Annotated in this window: 20 protein-coding genes; 7 read left to right on the forward strand and 13 right to left on the reverse strand. The window is 68.8% G+C overall.

What is annotated here, in order from left to right; all coding sequences use genetic code 11:
• Window positions 1-33 precede the first annotated feature (33 nt).
• Window positions 34-1347, forward strand: a complete 1314-nt coding sequence (locus ACSHWB_RS07250; RefSeq protein WP_439661299.1) for a chromosome segregation protein — start codon at window positions 34-36, stop codon at window positions 1345-1347.
• Between the two features lie 90 nt (window positions 1348-1437).
• Here the strand turns inward: ACSHWB_RS07250 and ACSHWB_RS07255 are convergent, their stop codons facing one another.
• The gene (locus ACSHWB_RS07255) at window positions 1438-1965 is read right to left on the reverse strand and encodes a histidine phosphatase family protein (protein WP_439661300.1); all 528 of its coding nucleotides are present in this window, start codon (window positions 1963-1965) and stop codon (window positions 1438-1440) included.
• A gap of 24 nt (window positions 1966-1989) precedes the next feature.
• Here ACSHWB_RS07255 and ACSHWB_RS07260 point away from each other — a divergent pair, with 24 nt between their 5' ends.
• Together ACSHWB_RS07260 and ACSHWB_RS07265 are read left to right on the forward strand one after the other, a co-directional pair.
• A complete protein-coding gene (locus tag ACSHWB_RS07260) occupies window positions 1990-2535 on the forward strand; it encodes a GNAT family N-acetyltransferase (protein WP_439661301.1) in 546 nt (181 codons plus the stop codon).
• A complete protein-coding gene (locus tag ACSHWB_RS07265) occupies window positions 2535-3227 on the forward strand; it encodes an alpha/beta fold hydrolase (protein WP_439661302.1) in 693 nt (230 codons plus the stop codon). Before ACSHWB_RS07260 ends, ACSHWB_RS07265 begins: the two co-directional genes overlap by 1 nt.
• Before the next feature lie 2 nt (window positions 3228-3229).
• Here the strand turns inward: ACSHWB_RS07265 and ACSHWB_RS07270 are convergent, their stop codons facing one another.
• Window positions 3230-3523, reverse strand: coding sequence for a hypothetical protein (locus tag ACSHWB_RS07270; protein ID WP_439661303.1), 294 nt, complete (start codon window positions 3521-3523; stop codon window positions 3230-3232).
• Between the two features lie 32 nt (window positions 3524-3555).
• Between ACSHWB_RS07270 and ACSHWB_RS07275 the strand changes: the two genes are divergently transcribed.
• On the forward strand, window positions 3556-3762 hold the full coding sequence (locus ACSHWB_RS07275; protein WP_319987431.1) for an FmdB family zinc ribbon protein: 207 nt from the start codon (window positions 3556-3558) through the stop codon (window positions 3760-3762).
• Here ACSHWB_RS07275 and ACSHWB_RS07280 read toward each other — a convergent pair.
• Window positions 3759-4130, reverse strand: a complete 372-nt coding sequence (locus tag ACSHWB_RS07280; RefSeq protein ID WP_439661304.1) for a hypothetical protein — start codon at window positions 4128-4130, stop codon at window positions 3759-3761. The two genes, ACSHWB_RS07275 and ACSHWB_RS07280, sit on opposite strands and share 4 nt — an antisense overlap.
• Window positions 4131-4174: 44 nt before the next feature.
• Here ACSHWB_RS07280 and sigJ point away from each other — a divergent pair, with 44 nt between their 5' ends.
• Window positions 4175-5077 carry an RNA polymerase sigma factor SigJ gene (gene sigJ / locus ACSHWB_RS07285; protein WP_439661305.1) on the forward strand — a complete coding sequence of 301 codons (903 nt, stop codon included), beginning with the start codon at window positions 4175-4177 and terminating at the stop codon, window positions 5075-5077.
• Here the strand turns inward: sigJ and ACSHWB_RS07290 are convergent.
• The 5 genes from ACSHWB_RS07290 to dhaK form a co-directional block, all read right to left on the reverse strand.
• The gene (locus tag ACSHWB_RS07290) at window positions 5074-5667 is read right to left on the reverse strand and encodes a DUF3558 family protein (RefSeq protein WP_439661306.1); all 594 of its coding nucleotides are present in this window, start codon (window positions 5665-5667) and stop codon (window positions 5074-5076) included. The two genes, sigJ and ACSHWB_RS07290, sit on opposite strands and share 4 nt — an antisense overlap.
• A gap of 43 nt (window positions 5668-5710) precedes the next feature.
• Window positions 5711-7486: a 3-hydroxyacyl-CoA dehydrogenase family protein gene (locus tag ACSHWB_RS07295; RefSeq protein ID WP_439661307.1), complete on the reverse strand. Its 1776-nt coding sequence runs from the start codon at window positions 7484-7486 to the stop codon at window positions 5711-5713.
• Window positions 7487-8128: 642 nt separating this feature from the next.
• Window positions 8129-8836, reverse strand: a complete 708-nt coding sequence (dhaM, locus tag ACSHWB_RS07300) for a dihydroxyacetone kinase phosphoryl donor subunit DhaM (protein WP_439661308.1) — start codon at window positions 8834-8836, stop codon at window positions 8129-8131.
• The gene (gene dhaL, locus ACSHWB_RS07305; RefSeq protein ID WP_439661309.1) at window positions 8833-9459 is read right to left on the reverse strand and encodes a dihydroxyacetone kinase subunit DhaL; all 627 of its coding nucleotides are present in this window, start codon (window positions 9457-9459) and stop codon (window positions 8833-8835) included. Before dhaL ends, dhaM begins: the two co-directional genes overlap by 4 nt.
• A 1-nt stretch (window position 9460) precedes the next feature.
• A complete protein-coding gene (gene dhaK, locus ACSHWB_RS07310; RefSeq protein ID WP_439661310.1) occupies window positions 9461-10453 on the reverse strand; it encodes a dihydroxyacetone kinase subunit DhaK in 993 nt (330 codons plus the stop codon).
• Window positions 10454-10597: 144 nt separating this feature from the next.
• Between dhaK and ACSHWB_RS07315 the strand changes: the two genes are divergently transcribed.
• Window positions 10598-11590 (forward strand): ABC transporter substrate-binding protein, encoded by a 993-nt coding sequence (locus tag ACSHWB_RS07315; RefSeq protein ID WP_439661311.1) that lies wholly within the window; start codon window positions 10598-10600, stop codon window positions 11588-11590.
• A gap of 22 nt (window positions 11591-11612) precedes the next feature.
• Here ACSHWB_RS07315 and ACSHWB_RS07320 read toward each other — a convergent pair whose 3' ends face one another.
• The 4 genes from ACSHWB_RS07320 to ACSHWB_RS07335 all read right to left on the reverse strand — a co-directional run bounded on the left by ACSHWB_RS07320 (window position 11613) and on the right by ACSHWB_RS07335 (window position 16382).
• Window positions 11613-13118, reverse strand: a complete 1506-nt coding sequence (locus tag ACSHWB_RS07320; RefSeq protein WP_439661312.1) for an aldehyde dehydrogenase family protein — start codon at window positions 13116-13118, stop codon at window positions 11613-11615.
• Window positions 13119-13204: 86 nt separating this feature from the next.
• Window positions 13205-14215, reverse strand: a complete 1011-nt coding sequence (locus ACSHWB_RS07325; RefSeq protein WP_439661313.1) for a hypothetical protein — start codon at window positions 14213-14215, stop codon at window positions 13205-13207.
• Between the two features lie 227 nt (window positions 14216-14442).
• On the reverse strand, window positions 14443-14679 hold the full coding sequence (locus ACSHWB_RS07330) for a hypothetical protein (protein WP_439661314.1): 237 nt from the start codon (window positions 14677-14679) through the stop codon (window positions 14443-14445).
• An 11-nt stretch (window positions 14680-14690) separates the two neighbouring features.
• Window positions 14691-16382 (reverse strand): sodium:solute symporter family protein, encoded by a 1692-nt coding sequence (locus ACSHWB_RS07335; RefSeq protein WP_439664542.1) that lies wholly within the window; start codon window positions 16380-16382, stop codon window positions 14691-14693.
• A 194-nt stretch (window positions 16383-16576) separates the two neighbouring features.
• On the opposite strand from ACSHWB_RS07335, the gene ACSHWB_RS07340 reads away from it, so the two are divergent.
• On the forward strand, window positions 16577-16786 hold the full coding sequence (locus ACSHWB_RS07340) for a hypothetical protein (RefSeq protein WP_439661315.1): 210 nt from the start codon (window positions 16577-16579) through the stop codon (window positions 16784-16786).
• Here the strand turns inward: ACSHWB_RS07340 and nucS are convergent.
• Window positions 16783-17442 (reverse strand): endonuclease NucS, encoded by a 660-nt coding sequence (gene nucS / locus ACSHWB_RS07345; RefSeq protein WP_439661316.1) that lies wholly within the window; start codon window positions 17440-17442, stop codon window positions 16783-16785. The genes ACSHWB_RS07340 and nucS overlap by 4 nt on opposite strands.
• Between the last annotated feature and the right edge of the window lie 83 nt (window positions 17443-17525).

Consider the following 17525-nt stretch of genomic DNA (forward strand, 5'->3'; position numbering starts at 1 on the left):
TCTGGGGTTACCCGAACGGGTAGCGTGAGGGGCATGGGCCTCGCCGACGACCGTGACCTCGTCCCACTGGGATCCGGCTTCGACATCGTCAAGCGCGGTTATGACCGTGCTCAGGTCGAGGATCATCTCGAACGCCTCGACTCGGACCTGCGGCTGCTCGCCGCGGACCGCGATGCCGCCGTCTCCCAGACGTCCGACCTGGCGCGCCAGCTGGAAGCCGCACGCTCGGAGATCACCGAGATGCGCAACCAGGTGGAGCGCCTGTCACTGCCGCCGACGACGCTGGAGGGGCTCTCCGAGCGCCTCCAGCGCATGCTGCGGCTGGCACAGGACGAGGCGAACGAGATCAAGGCCCGTGCCGAAGCCGAAGGCGGGCACATCCGCGCCAAGGCGGAAGCCGACGCGGGTGTGCTGCGCCAGCGCTACGAGACCCTGATCGCCGAGCTCGACCAGCGCCGCGCCGCCATGGAGGCAGAGCACAAGGGCGTGCTGGAGACCGCGCGCAACGAGGCCGAGAAGATCGTCTCCGAGGCCGAGAGCGCCGCCCGCAAGATCGCCGACGAGTCCGAGCAGCGCCGAGTGACCGTCGAAGAGGACTTCGAGATCGCCATGGCCGCCCGCCGCTCCGAGGCGATGGCCACCCTCGCCGCCCAGGAGGCCACCTCCAAGAGCGAGGCGGACCGCCGCATGCGCGAGGCGGCCGAGGAAGCCGCCAGGGTCCGCGCCGCGATCGCGCAGGAACAGGCCACCTCGAAGGCCGACGCGGAACGCCGAATCCGCGAGGCCACCGAAGAAGCCAACCGCCGCCGCCACGACTCGGTCACCGAGGCCACCGCGCGCATCCAGGAAGCGACCGACGAGTCGAACCGCCGCGTGCGCGAGGCCACCGAGGAGGCCACTCGCCGCACCACCGCCGCCACGCAGCGCGTCGACCAGCTCCGCAACCTCCGCAACCGGCTGTCGCACCAGCTCCACAACGTGCGCACCGCGCTGCAGGAGGTCGTGCCGCTGCTCGACCCGGTGGACGAGGAGAAGCCGGCTGCTCCGGCTCAGGGTGCGCCTCAGGCGCCGCAGCAGGGTCGGCCGCAGGGTTCCGCGCCGGCTCAGCCGCAGGCGCCCGCTCAGCCGCAAGCGCCCGTGCAGGCAGCCCCGGCCCCGCAGGCAGCGCCGTCGGCACAGAACAAGCCGGCTCAGGCTTCCCAGCCACAGACGCCTCAGCCACAGACGGCCCAGGCTCCGAGCTCCCAGGCTCCTGCTTCTCAGGCTCCGGCTTCCCAAGCCCAGGCGCCCCAGCTCGACGGCCCCACGGCCAAGCTGACCCGCCCTCAGACGGCCAAGAAGTCCTGACGCCGCAAGCTCACGCAGGGGTCCCCCGCCCAGGGGGACCCCTGATTTCAATTATCCCAGCCGGCACCGACAGTTTCGCGTCCGCGCAGGTCAGACCGTGATCTCGTAGATCGCCGGCATCGGCATCGCACGCCAGGACTCCCAGTCCGCGCGACGCCCGGCCGCGATCAACGCGCGCGTCAGGAACATCCCGTGCGACCCTACGAGCACAGTCACGTCCGGGTACTCCTCACCCATGCGCGCCAACGCTTTCCTCGCCCGAGAAGTCAGCGCGTCGAGGCTCTCCCCCGCCCCGTGCGCGAAGCCGGAATGAGCCCAGCTGTAGGCGTAGAGACTCTCCCAGTCGGTACTCGGCAGCAGCCCCGACTCCCACTCCCGCAACGACGGCCACGTCACCACCGCGAGCCCCAGCGCTTCGGCAGCGGGCGTGACCGTCTGCACCGCACGCCACTGCGGGCTCGACAGCACCACCGCGGGCGCGTACCCGGCGAGGCGCCCGGCCAGTGACTCCGCCTCGGCCAGGCCCGCCGGGGTCAGCGGCCTGCTGTCGTCGTCTGGCTCGCCGATGCGCGGCGGGACGGACTGCGCGTGGCGCACCAATACGATTCGCGTGGTCACAACACACCATCTTGGGGGAACAGGATGTTCGTGAAATCGCTGGGCGTCGACGACGCCGAGCTCAGGCCGCTCGAACCGTGGCAGGCCGAGGAGTTCTTCGCGCACATGGAGCGCGGCCGGGAGTTCATCGGGCAGCACATCGCGTTCGCGGACAAGGCCGCGACGCTGGAGGGCGCACGGGAGCTCCTGCAGGGCTACGCGGACAAGGCGGCCACCGACACCGGGCGGATCTTCGGGATCTGGCTCGGCGGCAAGCTGGTCGGCGGTGTGCTGTTCCGCGTGATGGACGTGCCGCAGGGCCGCGCGGAGGTCGGGTGCTGGCTGGAGCCCGCCGCGACCGGCAAGGGACTGATCACGCTGGCGTCCAGGGTGCTGATCGACTGGGCGATCTGCGAACGCGGCGTGCATCGGGTTGAGTGGCTGGTGTCGTCGGAGAACGCGCCCAGCATCGCGGTCGCGCGGCGGCTCGGGATGAGCAGGGACGGCGTGCTGCGCTCGTACTTCCTGCACCGCGGGGTTCGTCAGGACCTCGAGGTGTGGTCGGTGCTGGCGCCGGAGTGGGAGAGCTGATGGACGATCTGGTGCTGCTGCACGCCTTTCCGCTTGACGCGCGGATGTGGGACGTGCCGGGCGCGCTGACGCCGTCGTTGCGCGGCCACGGCGAGCCCGATCTCGGCACCGTCGCCGAGCAGGTGCTGGGTGTGCTCGACGAACGGAAACTGGACAGCGTTGTGCTCGGTGGCTGCTCGATGGGCGGCTACGTGGCGATGGAGTTGCTCAGGCGTGCGCCGGAACGGGTGCGAGGTCTGGTCTTCGTCGACACCAAGCACACCGCAGACGCACCGGAGGCCGCGGCGAACCGGCACGCGATGGCGGACCGCGTCGAACGCGAGGGTGTCGGCGACTGGCTGGCCGACGCGATGCTGCCGAACCTGCTCGGACCGGACGCCTCGGACACGGCCAAGGCGCTGGTGCGCACCATGATCCTCGAGCAGCGCGCCGAGGACGTGGCGTGGTGGCAGCGGGCCATGGCGAAGCGGCCGGACTCGACGGACGTGCTGGAGTCGTTGAACGTCCCGTCGCTGGTGCTCGTCGGCGAACACGACAAGCTCACGCCGCCGGACGTGGCCGCGAAGCTGGCGATCACGCTCATGCACTCCACGAGCGAACGCATCGAGGACTCGGGGCACCTGCCACCTGTCGAGCAGCCGGACGAGTTCCGCTTCCGGCTCGAACGGTGGCGCGAGAAGGTCGGGATCTAGGACTACCAGCGACGCGCGGTCGGGCCTCGCCGGCCGCGCGAGTCCCAGCACGCCTGGTGCCAGTGGCGGCGTTCCTCCACCGAGCCCGTGTCCTCGGCGGGCCACGCCACGACGTGCGGGATGCCCGGGCGGATCTCGTGGTCGCAGCCGGGGCAGCGGTAGGTCTTCTGGGCCTGCGCGCCCGAGATGGCGCGGACCAGCCAGTCGCCGTCCGGGCCTGACTCGGCGCGCGCCCAGCCGACGCCCCCTCCAAGGGGACGGGGATCTTCTGGCTTGGGGCTGTTACGACGTGGCACGAGAACACGTTAACCGCTCGTAGAATCGGGGCGTGCCGACCTACGAGTTCCGCTGCCGAACCTGCGACGACACCTTCGACGTGCAGCGCCCCATGAGCGAGTCGTCCTCGCCCGCGAGCTGCCCAGAGGGCCATCCCGACACGGTGAAGCTGCTGTCCATGGCCGGTATCGGCGGCACGCAGCAGGCCGCGCCCGGTGGTGGCGGAGGCGGGTGCTGCGGCGGAGGTTGCTGCGGCTAGCGCCGGATCTTGACGAGGTAGACCACGCTGGCGACGAGCAGCGCCGAGGCGAGGGGGACGTGCAGCGCCGTGAGGTGGAAGACACCGATGTACACCTGGGCGGTGATCAGCGCCAGAAAGCCCGCCGCGAACCAGATGGGCTGAGGTGACCCGCCGCCCGGCCGCCACGCGAGAACCGCGACGACGACGTGGACGACCGTGACGACCCACAACGTGTACGAGCCCGCGCTGTGCAGGACGTGCCCGTACGGGAGGGTCATCATCAACCCCGCGGTGACGGACTGGAGGAAGACGGCGGCGGTCTGCAGCGCGACGGTGGCGCGCAGGAGCTTGAGGTTGGCGGGTCTTGCCGTGGTTTGCGTGGTCATGACAGTCCGACGACGCAGCATCCGGAAATGTGAGGCGGGGGACCTTGGCTGATGCTGGTGTGCACGCGATCGTGAGCGAACAGCGGCAACTGCTGAACCTCGCCTACCGCCTGCTGGGTTCGCTGGCCGACGCCGAGGACGTGCTGCAGGAGACCTGCGCGCGGTGGTACGCGCTGTCGTCAGACCAGCGGGACGCCATCGAGTCCCCCGGAGCGTGGCTGACGAGGGTGGCCGGCCGCATCTGCCTGGACGTGCTGGGTTCGGCCAGGGTCAGGCGGGAGCGCTACGTCGGCGAGTGGATCCCGGAGCCGCTCCCGGACCGGGAGGAATGGGGCGGCGGCCCCGATCCGGCTGACCGCGTCACCCTCGACGAGTCGGTCACCATGGCGTTCCTGGTGGTGCTGGAGCAGATGACCCCGGCGGAACGGGTCAGCTTCGTGCTGCACGACGTCTACCGCTTCCCGTTCGCGGAGATCGCGGACATCGTCGGCAGGAGCCCCGCGGCGTGCCGGCAACTGGCGACGTCCGCGCGACGGCGGATTCGCGCGTCCCGGCGTGACGAGATCCCGGCCGCGCGGCAGGCAGACGTGGTGCGAGAGTTCAAACAGGCCTGGGAGGCACAGGACATCCAGGCTCTGATCGCCTTGCTCGACCCGGCCGCCGTCATGATCGCCGACGGCGGCGGCCAGGTCGGCACCGTGCTGAAGCCGGTGGAGGGCCGCGAGCAGATCGCCCGCTACCTCATCGGCATCGGCAAGATCGCGCCGGACCTGACGATCCTGTCCAGGACCGTCAACGGGAGGCCGGGCCTGGTGGCGACCTACGACGGTGTCGCGGTGACGGTCGCGGCCTTCGAGGTGGAGAACGCCCAGATCACGAGGATCTGGGCGGTGCGGAACCCGGAGAAGCTGAAGCCCTGGCGCACCGCGGACAGGACCGGTGCCTAGGCCGTCTCGCGGTCGATCATGACCTCGGCGACCTTGCGGCCCTGCGCGCAGACGTCGCCGAACTTGCCGCTCGAGTCGATGACGATGATCCCGAGCCCGCCGCCGTTGTAGGGCAGGGCGAGCACGCACGACGGTTCGACGTCCTGCTCACCGGAGCGGTCGAGATACGCGATCTTGTGATCCTTCACGTCCCACTCGCCGGTGGTGCGCTCGATCTTGATCTGCTTGCCGTCGCGGAACCGCAGGGAGACACCGACTTCGACGTTGTCGATCTTCGTCGTCCACCGGCACGACTCCTCGAACGTCGAGTCGTAGTTGATCTGCGTGGGCGGCGTCTCGGCCTTGGCACCGGGGTAGGGCAGGTCCGTCCACTTGAGCTTGGCGCAGTTGGGCGTGATCTCGCCGTCGATCGGGGCGTTCTCCGGGTCCTCCGACTCGGTCGGCTCCGTGCTCGGGTCCGTGGACCCCTCCTGGTCGAACGGCGAGGAGACGTCGAGCGGTTCCTGCGCCACCGGACTGCCCCCGATGGTCGTCCGCGCACAGCCGGACGCGAGCACGAGGACAGCCAACAGGAGCACCAGTCGCCGCATGCCACCACCATGCCAGACGCGACATGGTGCCCCTGTTAGCGGCTCACGAGTAGTCGCGGAAGCCCTTGCCCGTCTTGCGGCCGAGACGACCGGCCGTGACCAGGTGCTCCAGCAACGGCGCCGGCGCGAACCCGGGCTCGCGGAACTCGTTGTAGAGCGTGCGCTGGATCGCCAGCGACACGTCCAGACCCACGACGTCGAGCAGCGCGAACGGTCCCATCGGCAGGCCACAGCCGACCTTCATGGCGTTGTCGATGTCGTCGGCCTCCGCGTAGTGGGCCTCCAGCATCTTCACCGCGTCGTTGAGGTACGGGAAGAGCAGCGCGTTCACGATGAAACCGGCCACGTCACCGCAGTGCACCGGGTGCTTGCCGAGGTCGAGGCAGATCTTGCGGGCCGTCGCGACCACGTCGGCGCCCGTGGAGATCGTCTCCACGATCTCGACGAGCTTCATGACCTGCGCGGGGTTGAAGAAGTGCAGTCCGACGACGTCCGCAGGCCTGCTCGTGGCGGACGCGACCTCGATGACCGGCAGCGAGGACGTGGTCGTCGCGAGCACGGCGCCGGGCTTGCACACCTCGTCGAGCGCCGCGAAGACCTCCTTCTTGATCCCGATCTCCTCGGCCACCGCCTCGACGACCAGGTCGCAGTCGGCCAGTTCCACGAACTCCACTGCGGGCGAGATGCGCGCGAGCGTCGCGTCGCGGTCCTGTTCCGACAGCTTGCCCTTGCTCACCGCGCGTTCCAGCGACTTGCGCACCGCGCCGATCGCCTTCTCCGCCTTGTCCAGACCGCGCGCACGCAGCACCACGTCGTACCCGCGCTTGGCGAACACCTCGGCAATGCCCGTGGCCATCGTGCCCGTGCCGATGACACCGACCCGCTGAACCTCCCGGGTCTGCACAGAGCTGTCCACTTCGGACGGTGTGTGCACGTCCTCGACGACGACCGGCGAGTCGGGCCCGTCGTAGGTGTAGAAACCGCGCCCGGTCTTCCTGCCGAGGAACCCGGCCGTGATCATCTGCTTCAGCAACGGCGCCGGCGAGTGCAACCGGTTGCGCGACTGGTGGTACATCGTGTCGAGGATCTCGTACGCGGTGTCGAGACCGATGAGGTCCAGCAGCGCCAACGGTCCCATCGGATAACCGCAGCCGTACCGCATGGCCGCGTCGAGGTCCTCGCGCGTCGCGTACTTGGACTCGAGCATCTTCACGGCGTGGTTGAGGTAGGGGAAGAGAAGGGCGTTCGCGATGAAGCCCGCCCTGTCCCCGATCACGACCGGCGACTTGCCCAGCCGCTCGGTGAACGCGACCACGTCCGTGATCACGTCCGGCTCCGTGACGACCGTGCGCACGACCTCGACCAGCTTGAGCACCTGCGTCGGGTTGAAGAAGTGCAGCCCGACGACCTTGCCGGGCCGCTTCGTCACGACACCGATCTCGGTGATCGAGAGCGACGACGTGTTGGACGCGATGATCGCCTCGGGCGCGAGGACGTCGTCCAGCTCCCGGAAGATCCGCGTCTTGAGCTCGACGCTCTCCGGCACCGCCTCGATGACGAGATCGCAGTCCTTGAGGCTGCCCAGGTCAAGGCTCGTGGAGACCCGCCCGTGCAGCGCGGAGCTCTCGTCCGCGGTCAGCTTCTCGCGCTTGACGGCCCGCTTCGTCGAGTGCTCCAGGTGCCCGAGCCCGCGCTCGACACCGGCCGCGTCGACTTCCACCACCTTGACCGTGAGCCCGGTGCGCGCGAGTACCTCCACGATGCCCGCGCCCATGGTTCCGAAGCCGACGACTCCGACGGTGTTGATTTCGCGCGCCACTGCAGACCTCCCATGCGGGGTAAAGCGTGGGCTACCAAGGAGTAACTTGCGGGCGACTATGCCACTCCCAGCATGAACAGCGGCCGTGAGCTTCGCCATCAGGATCGAAACAGTTATCGGTCTAGCAAACGCCTAGACCCGGCCTTTTGCCTGATGAACCCGCGTGGGGGAACGCGGGGATGGGCCAATCGAGGGTGGGTCGGATTGGTCGTGGGGGTGGTGGAGAGCGCGCCGGGTGGGCGGAGTCGCGGGTGGGTGAGGCGGCGGGTGGGTGAGGCGGCGGGCGGAACGGAGCAAGGCGGCGGACGAGGTGGCGGCGGCTGGGCGAGGTGGTCGGGCGAGGTGTCCCAGCAAGGGAGGAGTCGCCGGCACGGGTCGCCGCGCAGTCAGGTGTGGTCCCCAGATCGGAGCGCCCCAGACCGGCGCAGCCCGGACCGGCGCAGCCCGGACCGGCGCAGCCCAGACCGGCGCGCCCGGCAGCGGCTCCAGGCAGCAGACGAAGCAGGCGCGGCCAGGATCGGCACCTCGGATCCACACACCGCGAAGGAGGCACATTCGGACTCAGCGCCTCAGGCCGAACGGCAGGCCGCTTCGACGCCCGAACGGCCTCGGCCGCCCCGGAGCAACGGCGAAGCCGGCCGGCTAGTCGTCGAACCCCCTGGCCGCCAGCTCCTCGATCCGCCGCACCGCCTCTCCTGCGTCGTTGCCCGTGGCCACCACGGTGATCGACTTGCCGCCGGGCGCGCTCAGCCCCATCAACGCGAGCACGCTCGCCGCGTTCGCCTCCTCCTCGCCGTAGCGGACGACGACGTCGGCGTCGAGTTCGGCGACCGTGCGTGCCAGCAGGGCTGCTGGGCGGGCGTGGAGGCCTACTTCGTTGGTCAGCAGCACTTCTGCCGTCACCGCGTCCGGCACGAGGTGCAGGGCCGGGCGGCTGGGGGCGGCTACCGGGGCCTCGCCGGACGCTCCCTCGGCGGCGCGGGCCACTTCGGGGAGGGTGGCGTGGCCCTGGGCGGACACGGCGGCGGCTACCGCGCCCTCCACCAGTGGGGCGTCCACCACCAGGTAGCGGGACGGGTCGTCTGCCGACTCCACGGCCATCTCCGCCGTCATCTTGGCGCTGCCCAGGTCGTAGAGCACCACCACGCCCGCGCCGGAGTCCGCGTCTGCCAAGGCCTCCACCACCGAGCCGTAGTCGGTGCCCAGGCCGCCTTCCTCGGTGCCGCCCACGGGGAGGACGGTGACGTCTGGGGCCATCTGGGCAGCCAGCTCCGCCACGCCGTTGGCCAGCATGGCGCTGTGAGAGACGACCACCAGGCCCACACGGCCGGTGTCCGCGGCCGCCGTCATGCCTTGGCCGCCGCGTCTGCGAAAGCGCGCAGCAGCAACGACGTCGAGCGGGCGCCTGGGTCCATGTGGCCCGCGCTGCGCTCGCCCAGGTAGGAGGCCCGGCCCTTGCGGGCCACCATCGGGACGGTGGCGGAGGCTCCTTCCGCTGCCGCGTCCGCGGCGGCGGAGAGTGCTGCGGCCACCGAGTCCTTGGCAGACGCGGCTGCTGTCACGGCTGGAGTGAGGGCGTCGACCATCGTCTTGTCGCCCACCACGGCCTTGCCGCGCGCCACCACTCCGTCCAGCGCTGCCTGCAGGGCGCGGGCCACCGTGTCGCAGTCCAGCTCTGCGGCGTCGCCCACTGCGGTCGACGCTCGTAGGAAGGCGGTGCCGTACAACGGGCCCGCGGCGCCGCCCACCGTGGAGATCAGCGTGGTGGCCACCAGCTTCAGCACCTTGCCGGGGGTGTCCGGTGGCTCGGCGTCCAAACGGGACAGCACCGCGGTGAAGCCTCGCTTCATGTTCTCGCCGTGGTCGGCGTCGCCGATCGCCTGGTCGAGGCGCACCAGCTCGTCGCGGTGTTCCTGCACGACCTTGGCGGCGGCTCGCACTGCCGCCACGACGTCCGCTGCCGTGCAGCCCACCTCAGACTCCCCACCGCAGTGCGGGCGTGTGGACCGGTGCGTCCCACAGCTCCACCATCTCGTCGTCGAGGCGGAGCAGCGTGAGGCTCATGCCCTGCATCTCCAGGCTCGTGATGTACGGGCCCACCAGCCTGCGTTCCACGACGATCCCCCGGTCGGCCAGCAGCTGTTCCGCGATGCCGTGCGCCAGGTACAGCTCGATCAGCGGAGTCCCGCCCATCGAGTTCGTGAACAGCAGCACCCGGTCGCCCGACGCGAACGGCAGGTCCTCCAGGATCGGCTCCAGCAACGCCGACACCATCTCGGACGCGGTCCCGGCCTTCACCTTCTGCCGGCCCGGCTCGCCGTGGATGCCGATGCCGATCTCCATCTCGTCGTCGGCCAGCTCGAACGACGGCGTGCCCACGTGCGGCACCGTGCACGACGTCAGCGCCAGGCCCATCGAGCGCACCGACGCGATCACCCGCAACGACAGCGCCTCGCACGCCGCCAGGTCGTCACCGCGCTCCGCAGCCGCGCCCACGATCTTCTCCAGCAGCACCGTGCCGCCGACACCGCGCCGCCCCGCCGTGTACAGCGAGTCCTTCACCGCCACGTCGTCGTCGATCACGACCGATCTGACCTCGGACTCCGCGAGCTCCCCCGCCATCTCGAAGTTCAGCACGTCGCCCGTGTAGTTCTTCACGATCAGCAACGCGCCCGCGCCGCCGTCCGTCCGGACGACCGCGTCGAGCACCTGGTCCGACGTCGGCGACGTGAACACCGGCCCTGGACAGGCCGCGTCGAGCATGCCGCGCCCGACGAACCCGCCGTGCAACGGTTCGTGGCCCGACCCTCCACCCGAGATGATCGCGACCTTGCCCTGCACCGGCGCGCCCGCGCGCACGATGACCGCCGGGTCGTGGTGGACGGTCAACAGGTCGGGATGGGCGGCCTGCATGCCCCGCAGCGCGTCCCGCACCACGGTTTCCGGATCGTTGATGATCTTCTTCATTGAAGAGCCCTCCCGAGGAGTCGGTGCCGTGTTCCTTCTTACTCCGGGGGTCTGACACTCGGAACAGGCAAAGGACCCCCGTACCGTTAGGCTGCCCTAAGAAATGCAGGTCAACATCACGTTCCGTAGTGGAGGAACAACGTCGTGTCGAAGAGAGCCGCGCTGCTCGTAGCAGTCGCACTGACCCTCACCGCCTGCTCCAGCACCCCGGACCGGCCGACCGTCGCCCAGGGCGGCGAGGACTTCGGCAAGGCGTACGAGCTGAGCAACGGTTTCGGCACGCAGCAGAAGCCAGGCGAGTTCCCCCGCACCATCAAGCACGCGATGGGCGAGACCAAGCTCGAGAAGAAACCCGAACGGGTGATCGTGCTCGACACGGGCGAGCTCGACAACGTCGTGGCGCTCGGCATCAAGCCCGTCGGCATCGCCTACACCGACGGCTCGCCGACCATGCCGTCCTACATCGGCGACAAGGGCGGCACGCCGGAGAACGTCGGCACGACCAACAACCTCAACCTCGAGGCGATCACCAAGCTGAACCCGGACCTGATCCTGGGCTCGCAGCTGCGCGCGGAGGCCCTCTACCCGAAGCTCGCGGCGATCGCCCCGACGGTGTTCAGCGTGCGCCCCGGCTACGTGTGGAAGGAGAACTTCCTGCTCAACGCCGCCGCGCTCGACCGCCAGGCCGACGCGGCGAAGATGCTCGAGGACTACACGAAGAAGGCCACGGAGACCGGTGACGCCATCGAGAAGAAGCTCGGTGTGCGCCCGACCGTCACGGCGCTGCGCTTCATGCCCGGCCGCATCCGCCTGTACGCCAAGAAGTCCTTCATCGGCACGATCCTGATCGACGCCAAGATCGGCCAGCCGACGTCGTCCCAGGTGGACGACCTCGCCGCCGAGGTCAGCGCGGAGCAGATCAGCAAGGCCGACGGCGACTTCATCCTCTACTCGACCTACGGCGACCCGGCCAAGACCGCGCAGGCCTCGGTGCTCGGCGGTCCGTTGTGGACCGGACTGAACGCCGTCAAAGCCGGCAAGGCCAAGCCGGTCCTCGACGAGACCTACTTCCTCGGACTCGGCGTGCTCGCCGCGAACGTGGTCCTCGACGACATGAAGACGCAGCTCGGCATCTGACGCCTCCGCGCGCGGATGCTCCTCAGCGACCGAAGAGCATCCGCGCGAGGCGCAGCATCTGCTTGCCCGCCATGGAAGACCTGTCGAACGTCGCCATGTTGATCAGCGACTTGAACTTCAGCTTCGTCACGGCCTTGGCGTAGGCGAACTCGCGCAGCCCGTCCTCGCCGTGGATGCGCCCGAACCCGGAGTCGCCGACACCGCCGAACGGCAGCCCGGGAATCGCCGCGTAGGTCAGCACGGAGTTGACCGACACCATCCCGACCCGCAGCTCCGCCGCCAGCTCCTCGCCGCGCGACTTCGAGAACACGGCGGCACCCAGCCCGTACTTGGACTGGTTCGCGAGCCGCACCCCCTCCAGCGCGTTCGGCACCCGGTTGATCACCACGGTCGGCCCGAAGGTCTCCTCGGTGACCGCCAGCGAGTCCTCCGGCACGTCCACCAGCACCACGGGCTCGACGTACGGGGGCCTGATCGAGTCCGGCCCGCCCACCAGCGCCTTGCCACCGCGGTCCAGCGCGTCCTGCACGTGCTCGCGGATGATCTCCACCTGCGACGGCATCGTGATCGGCCCGAGGTTCGCGTTCGGCTCGCCGCCCGGCTTGAGCCTGGTCGCCCGCTTCACCACGATCTCGGTGAACTCGTCGGCGACGTCCTCGGCCACGTAGATCCGCTCCACGCCTGCGCACGTCTGGCCGGCGTTCGACACCGCGCCCCAGATCGCGGCCTCTGCGGCGGCGGTCAGGTCGGCGTCCGAGTCGACGATCAGCGCGTCCTTGCCACCGCACTCGACCAGCACCGGCGTCAACGAGGTGGCGGCCGCGGCCATGACCTTCTTGCCGGTACGGGTGGAGCCGGTGAACGCGATCTTGTCGACACCTGAGGCGACCAGCGCCGCGCCCGTCTCGCCGAAGCCCGTGACCACCTGGAACACCGGGAACTCCGGCACCGCCTCGGTGAACGTCGACGCGAGGAACGTGCCGACGCCCGGCGTGAACTCCGAGGGCTTGAACACCACGGCGTTGCCGGCGGACAGCGCGTACGAGATCGACCCCATCGGGGTGTGCGCGGGATAGTTCCACGGCCCGATGACGCCGATGACGCCCAACGGCCGGTACTCCAGCGACGCGCTGTGGTTGAACATCAGCATGCCCGATGACACGCGGCGCTTGCCCAGCACACGACCGGCGTGCCGCGAGGCCCAGTGCAGGTGGTCCATCACCAGCGCGACCTCGACGCGGGAGTCGTCCGCGGGCTTGCCCGTCTCCGAGCTGATCAACGAGATGAGCTCGTCCGAGCGCTGCGAGAGGATCTTGCGCCACGCGTCGAGCTTGGTCTTGCGGCCCTCGAACCCGAGCCCAGCCCACCACGCCGCGGCGTCGCGTGCCGAGGCCACCGCGTCCTGCACCTCGGCGGCCGTGTGGATCGGGTGATGCGCCACGACCTCGCCGGTGCGCGGGTCCAGTGAGGCGAACCGCCGCTGCTCGCCATCGGCCGACAGCGCGCTGTCCGAAGCGGTCTGCGTCATTGGGCTCCTCCGGTACTCGCCAGTAACCTCGACACTAACGCGTACTCGAAGAACTTTCAGCCCCCGCCTGGTCCCGTGCGGACCTGTCAGGCCTGGGGCAGCAGAGGAAGAACCGCCTTGGCGAACGCGTGCGCCGCCTGGCAGCGATCCAGTTCCTTCTCCTTCGAGGCCGCCACGATGAACTCCACGATCTCACCCGCGTCGGTCTGGTCCTTCGTCCGGACCAGCACCAGCTCGCAGGTCGGGAACGCGCCGTCCTTGAACGCCTGGTACCCCTTCAGCCCGCCGCCGAGATCGGTCTCGACCGACTTGCTGTCGAACTTGCCGTCCTTGGGGATGCGCGCCGTCTTGAACTCGATCTGCATCTGCGCGCTCTGCCCCGTCCACGAGCACTGGTGCAGCCCGTACGGCAGGGCCCGCGGTGACGCGCCGAGCACGGGCGCGAGCGTCGACCTCTCGACGATCGCGCACGGGTCGACCTCGACCGGCGAACCCTTGGGCGGGGTGTACTTCTGCGGGTTGCCCTTGAGCTTGCGCACGGCACCCTCGAGCACCTTGCGCCCCGGCTCGCACGCCTCGCTGCCGTCGGAGCCGGTGCTGGTCTGCATCCGCACGGCCTGCGCGGGGTTCTCCTGCGTCACGACCCAGATGAAGCACGACGAGGCGCTCAGCTTCTGCTCGCCGCTCTTGAGGCTCGCGATCTGCTTGGTCGCGTTCTTCACCTCGGTGGACGTCAGCGAGTAGCCGATGTCCAGCGTGATGTTGAGCGTCTTGCCGGCCTTGTCCTTCATGTAGTTGGAGCAGCGCGTGTAGGAGCTGCTCGTGTACCTCGACGGCGTGCCGACCGTCTGCAGCACGTCCTTGTCGATCAACGCGCACGGGTTGATCAGCCGCAGCCGTTCCGCGGCGAACGCCGGGTCGACGGGCTTGCCCGCCTGGGCCGACGGTTTGGTCGACGGATCGGTCGTGTTCGCGTCCGCACCAGCCTGCACGGTGCGGCGCGGCGAGTTGGTCTTGGCAAGACCCGGCCCGGTCGCACAGCCGGCCATCAGCAACGCGGCGGCGGCGACCACAGCGGTGGCACGAAAACGAGGCACGACGTGCACGGTAGTGCCCTTTGCGCGCCTTCGTGGGCGGTACCCCGACTTGGCCCGTGGCACATGTCACCGTGCGCTACGGGAACGATTCAGAAGATCGACGCGATGTACAAGGTGAAGACCCCGACAGAAGGAGAGACGTGCGAAACCGAATTCGCCGCGCATTCAACTGGCTCGACGCGTGGACGATCGAGGCCTTCAACCCTGTTTACCCTGGTCGTCCCCAGTCATAGCTCCTTGAGCGGCTGCTTCTCCGTGTCCGCGAACTGAGGCCGCAGCGTCGCCCAGGCGGCGAACACCGCCGCCAGCACCGCCATGGCGATGCCCGCCCACAGGTTGATGTTGACCCCTTCGGCCTTCTTCAGGTCCTCGTCGGTCGTGAAAGCGAGACCGATGACGACCAGTACAACGCCGTACAGGCCGAAGAGGAAAGCGATGATCAGTCGCAGGTCGAACAACCTCATGGCGACCTCCCTCAGCCGAAGATGAAGTAGAGAGCAGTGGTCAGGACCAGCACTCCGCCGCCGAGCAGGGCCGGCGAGCGGTACCAGCCGGCGTCCTCACCGGTGGTGGAGTGCGCCCTGTCTTCCTTGGGCGTCAGGCTGTAGACCAGCCCGCCGAGCTCGCTGTCCGGCTTCGGCCGCGTGACGAGGCTGACCGCGAAGCTCACGACGATGTCGACCACGAACGCGAGGCCCGCACCGAGGAAGCTCGCGCCCTGGCCGGGCAGCTCCAGCAGCTCGATGCCGAACGAGGGCTCCGAGATCGCGTAGATGAAGATCGCGGTGAACGTGCCCGCGAGCAGACCGACCCAACCGGCGGTCGGCGTCATCCGCTTCCAGAACATGCCGAGGATGAACGTCGCGAACAACGGCGCGTTGAAGAACGAGAACAGCGCCTGGATGTAGTCCATGATGTTGGACCCGCCGAGCGCCGCCGCGATGAACGCCGTGCCGATCGCGAGGACGCACGCGCCGACCGTGGCCAACCGCCCGACGCGCAGGTAGTACTCGTCCGGCCGGTCCTTCTTGACGTAGTCCTGCCACAGGTCGTACGTGAAGACGGTGTTGAACGAGCTGACGTTCGCCGCCACACCGGCCATGAAGCTCGCCAGCAGACCCGTGATCGCGATGCCGAGGATGCCGTTGGGCAGCAGGTCGCGCATCAGCAGCGGCAGAACGTTGTTGTAGACCACGCCACTGCTCGTGTCGCCGGCCTTGAGCTGCGCCATCTCCGGAACGATGATCGCGGCGATGATGCCGGGGATGATGATGATCGCCGGGATGAGGGCCTTCGGGTACGCACCGATGATCGGCGTGCGCTTGGCCGCGGACATCGACTTGGCGCTCATCGCGCGCTGCACCTCGGCGAAGTTCGTCGTCCAGTAGCCGAACGACAGCACGAAGCCGAGACCGAACACCAACCCGACGACACTCCACACCGGGCTGTTGATGCCGGTGAGTTCTGTCGCGGGCCACGCGGACAGCTGCTCCTGGTCGCTGATCTTCTCGACGATGCCCTGCCAGCCACCGACCTTGATCAGACCGATGATCGTCAACGGCGCCAGCGCGGCCACGATGACGAAGAACTGCAGTACCTCGTTGTAGATGGCGGCACTCAGACCACCGAGCGTCGTGTACGCGAGCACCACGAGCGCAGCGACACAGATCGACACCGGCAACGGCCACCCGAGCAGCGCGTCGATGATCACCGCGAGCGCGAACAGGTTGATGCCCGCGATCAGGATCTGCGCGACGGCGAAGCTGATGGCGTTGACCAGGTGGGCCGGTTTGCCGAACCGGCGGCGCATGAACTCGGGAACACTGCGCACTTTCGAGCCGTAGTAGAACGGCATCATCACCAGACCGAGGAACACCATCGCGGGGATGGCGCCGATCCAGTAGTAGTGCACGGTCGCCATGCCGTACTGCGCGCCGTTCGCCGTCATGCCCATCAGCTCGAGCGCGCCGAGGTTCGCGGAGATGAACGCGAGACCGGTCACCCACGCCGGCAGCGACCGCCCGGACAGCAGGAAGTCGAGACTGGAGGAGACGGATCGTCTCGCCATCACGCCGATGCCGAGAACCACCACGAAGTAGATGACGAGCAACGCGTAGTCGATCGGTCCCGCGTCAAGTCGCAGGTCCGCCTCGGCCAGCACCGACATCGACACTGCCCACCTCCAAGCCTTTCAACAAAGTCGAACACCATCGACCAGGAGAGGACATTACTCCAGGTGCAGCGGGTCTTACCCCGTGTGGATGATCACCAAACCACGAGGTGTCCCGGGGTGCTCGTTGAAGCCGAGGGGCGCGGGAAATCGGGGTGCGCACAGAGGGTTCGGACACCGAGACTCGCGGCATGACCGAGTTCGACTCGCAACCCGAAGCGCACGACACCGCGGCACACGAGTTGCTGAAGTCGTTGTCCGACGAAACGCTCGCCGAGCTCATGGATCTGGTCGTCGCGGGCAAGCCGATGCGGGCGGTCAAACTCGCGCACGAGACGTCAGGCCCGGATCACTCGCTCTCGGCGGCGATCCAGGCCATCGGCATGTTCGAAGGCGGCTAGAACAGCCGGAACTCGTCCGGCTCGATCCCGCGCAACGCGTCGTAGTCCAGCACCACGCACCGGATCCCGCGGTCCTCCGCGAGCACCCGAGCCTGCGGCTTGATCTGCTGAGCCGCGAACACCCCCTGCACCGGCGCCAGCAACGGGTCGCGGTTGAGCAGCTCCAGGTACCGGGTCAGCTGCTCGACACCGTCGATCTCCCCTCGCCGTTTGATCTCCACGGCGACCGACTTGCCCGCGGAGTCGCGGCACATCAGGTCGACCGGGCCGATCGGGGTCGGGAACTCGCGCCGCACCAGCGACCAGCCCTCGCCCAGCGTGGTGACGTGCTCGGCGAGCAGCTTCTGCAGGTCGGCTTCGACGCCGTCCTTCTGCAGGCCGGGCTCCGGTCCGAGCTCGTGCTTGGAGTCGTGCAGCACCTCTTCGAGGGTGATGATCAGCTTCTCCCCCGCCTTGTTCTGCACCGTCCAGATGTCGGGGTCCTCGATCAGCCAGCAGGGCGGGCTCATCCAGTTCAACGGCTTGTACGCGCGGTCGTCGGAGTGGATCGACACAGAGCCGTCGGCCTTGACCAGCAGCAAACGCTGGGCCATCGGCAGATGGGCGGTGAGTCGGCCTACGTAGTCGACCTTGCAGCGAGCGATGACGAGACGCACCGCGACAGGCTACGGGGTGTGTCCAGAATGCCGGCGTTAGGTACGGTCCGTGGCGTGGAAAGCCTCGGCACCCGTCAGGTGTA

The sequence above is a fragment of the Lentzea sp. HUAS TT2 genome, from assembly GCF_051853195.1.
Taxonomy (GTDB): Bacteria; Actinomycetota; Actinomycetes; order Mycobacteriales; family Pseudonocardiaceae; genus Lentzea.

Bases quoted from the DNA above. Each gene is read 5' to 3' on its own strand.
- ACSHWB_RS07340 (WP_439661315.1), top strand. From the start codon at position 16,577: ATGACCGAGTTCGACTCGCAACCCGAAGCGCACGACACCGCGGCACAC.
- ACSHWB_RS07320 (WP_439661312.1), bottom strand. From the start codon at position 13,118: ATGACGCAGACCGCTTCGGACAGCGCGCTGTCGGCCGATGGCGAGCAG.
- ACSHWB_RS07265 (WP_439661302.1), top strand. From the start codon at position 2,535: ATGGACGATCTGGTGCTGCTGCACGCCTTTCCGCTTGACGCGCGGATG.
- dhaK (WP_439661310.1), bottom strand. From the start codon at position 10,453: ATGAAGAAGATCATCAACGATCCGGAAACCGTGGTGCGGGACGCGCTG.
- ACSHWB_RS07290 (WP_439661306.1), bottom strand. From the start codon at position 5,667: ATGCGGCGACTGGTGCTCCTGTTGGCTGTCCTCGTGCTCGCGTCCGGC.
- ACSHWB_RS07260 (WP_439661301.1), top strand. From the start codon at position 1,990: ATGTTCGTGAAATCGCTGGGCGTCGACGACGCCGAGCTCAGGCCGCTC.
- ACSHWB_RS07280 (WP_439661304.1), bottom strand. From the start codon at position 4,130: ATGACCACGCAAACCACGGCAAGACCCGCCAACCTCAAGCTCCTGCGC.
- ACSHWB_RS07335 (WP_439664542.1), bottom strand. From the start codon at position 16,382: ATGTCGGTGCTGGCCGAGGCGGACCTGCGACTTGACGCGGGACCGATC.
- dhaM (WP_439661308.1), bottom strand. From the start codon at position 8,836: ATGACGGCGGCCGCGGACACCGGCCGTGTGGGCCTGGTGGTCGTCTCT.
- ACSHWB_RS07330 (WP_439661314.1), bottom strand. From the start codon at position 14,679: ATGAGGTTGTTCGACCTGCGACTGATCATCGCTTTCCTCTTCGGCCTG.
- ACSHWB_RS07250 (WP_439661299.1), top strand. From the start codon at position 34: ATGGGCCTCGCCGACGACCGTGACCTCGTCCCACTGGGATCCGGCTTC.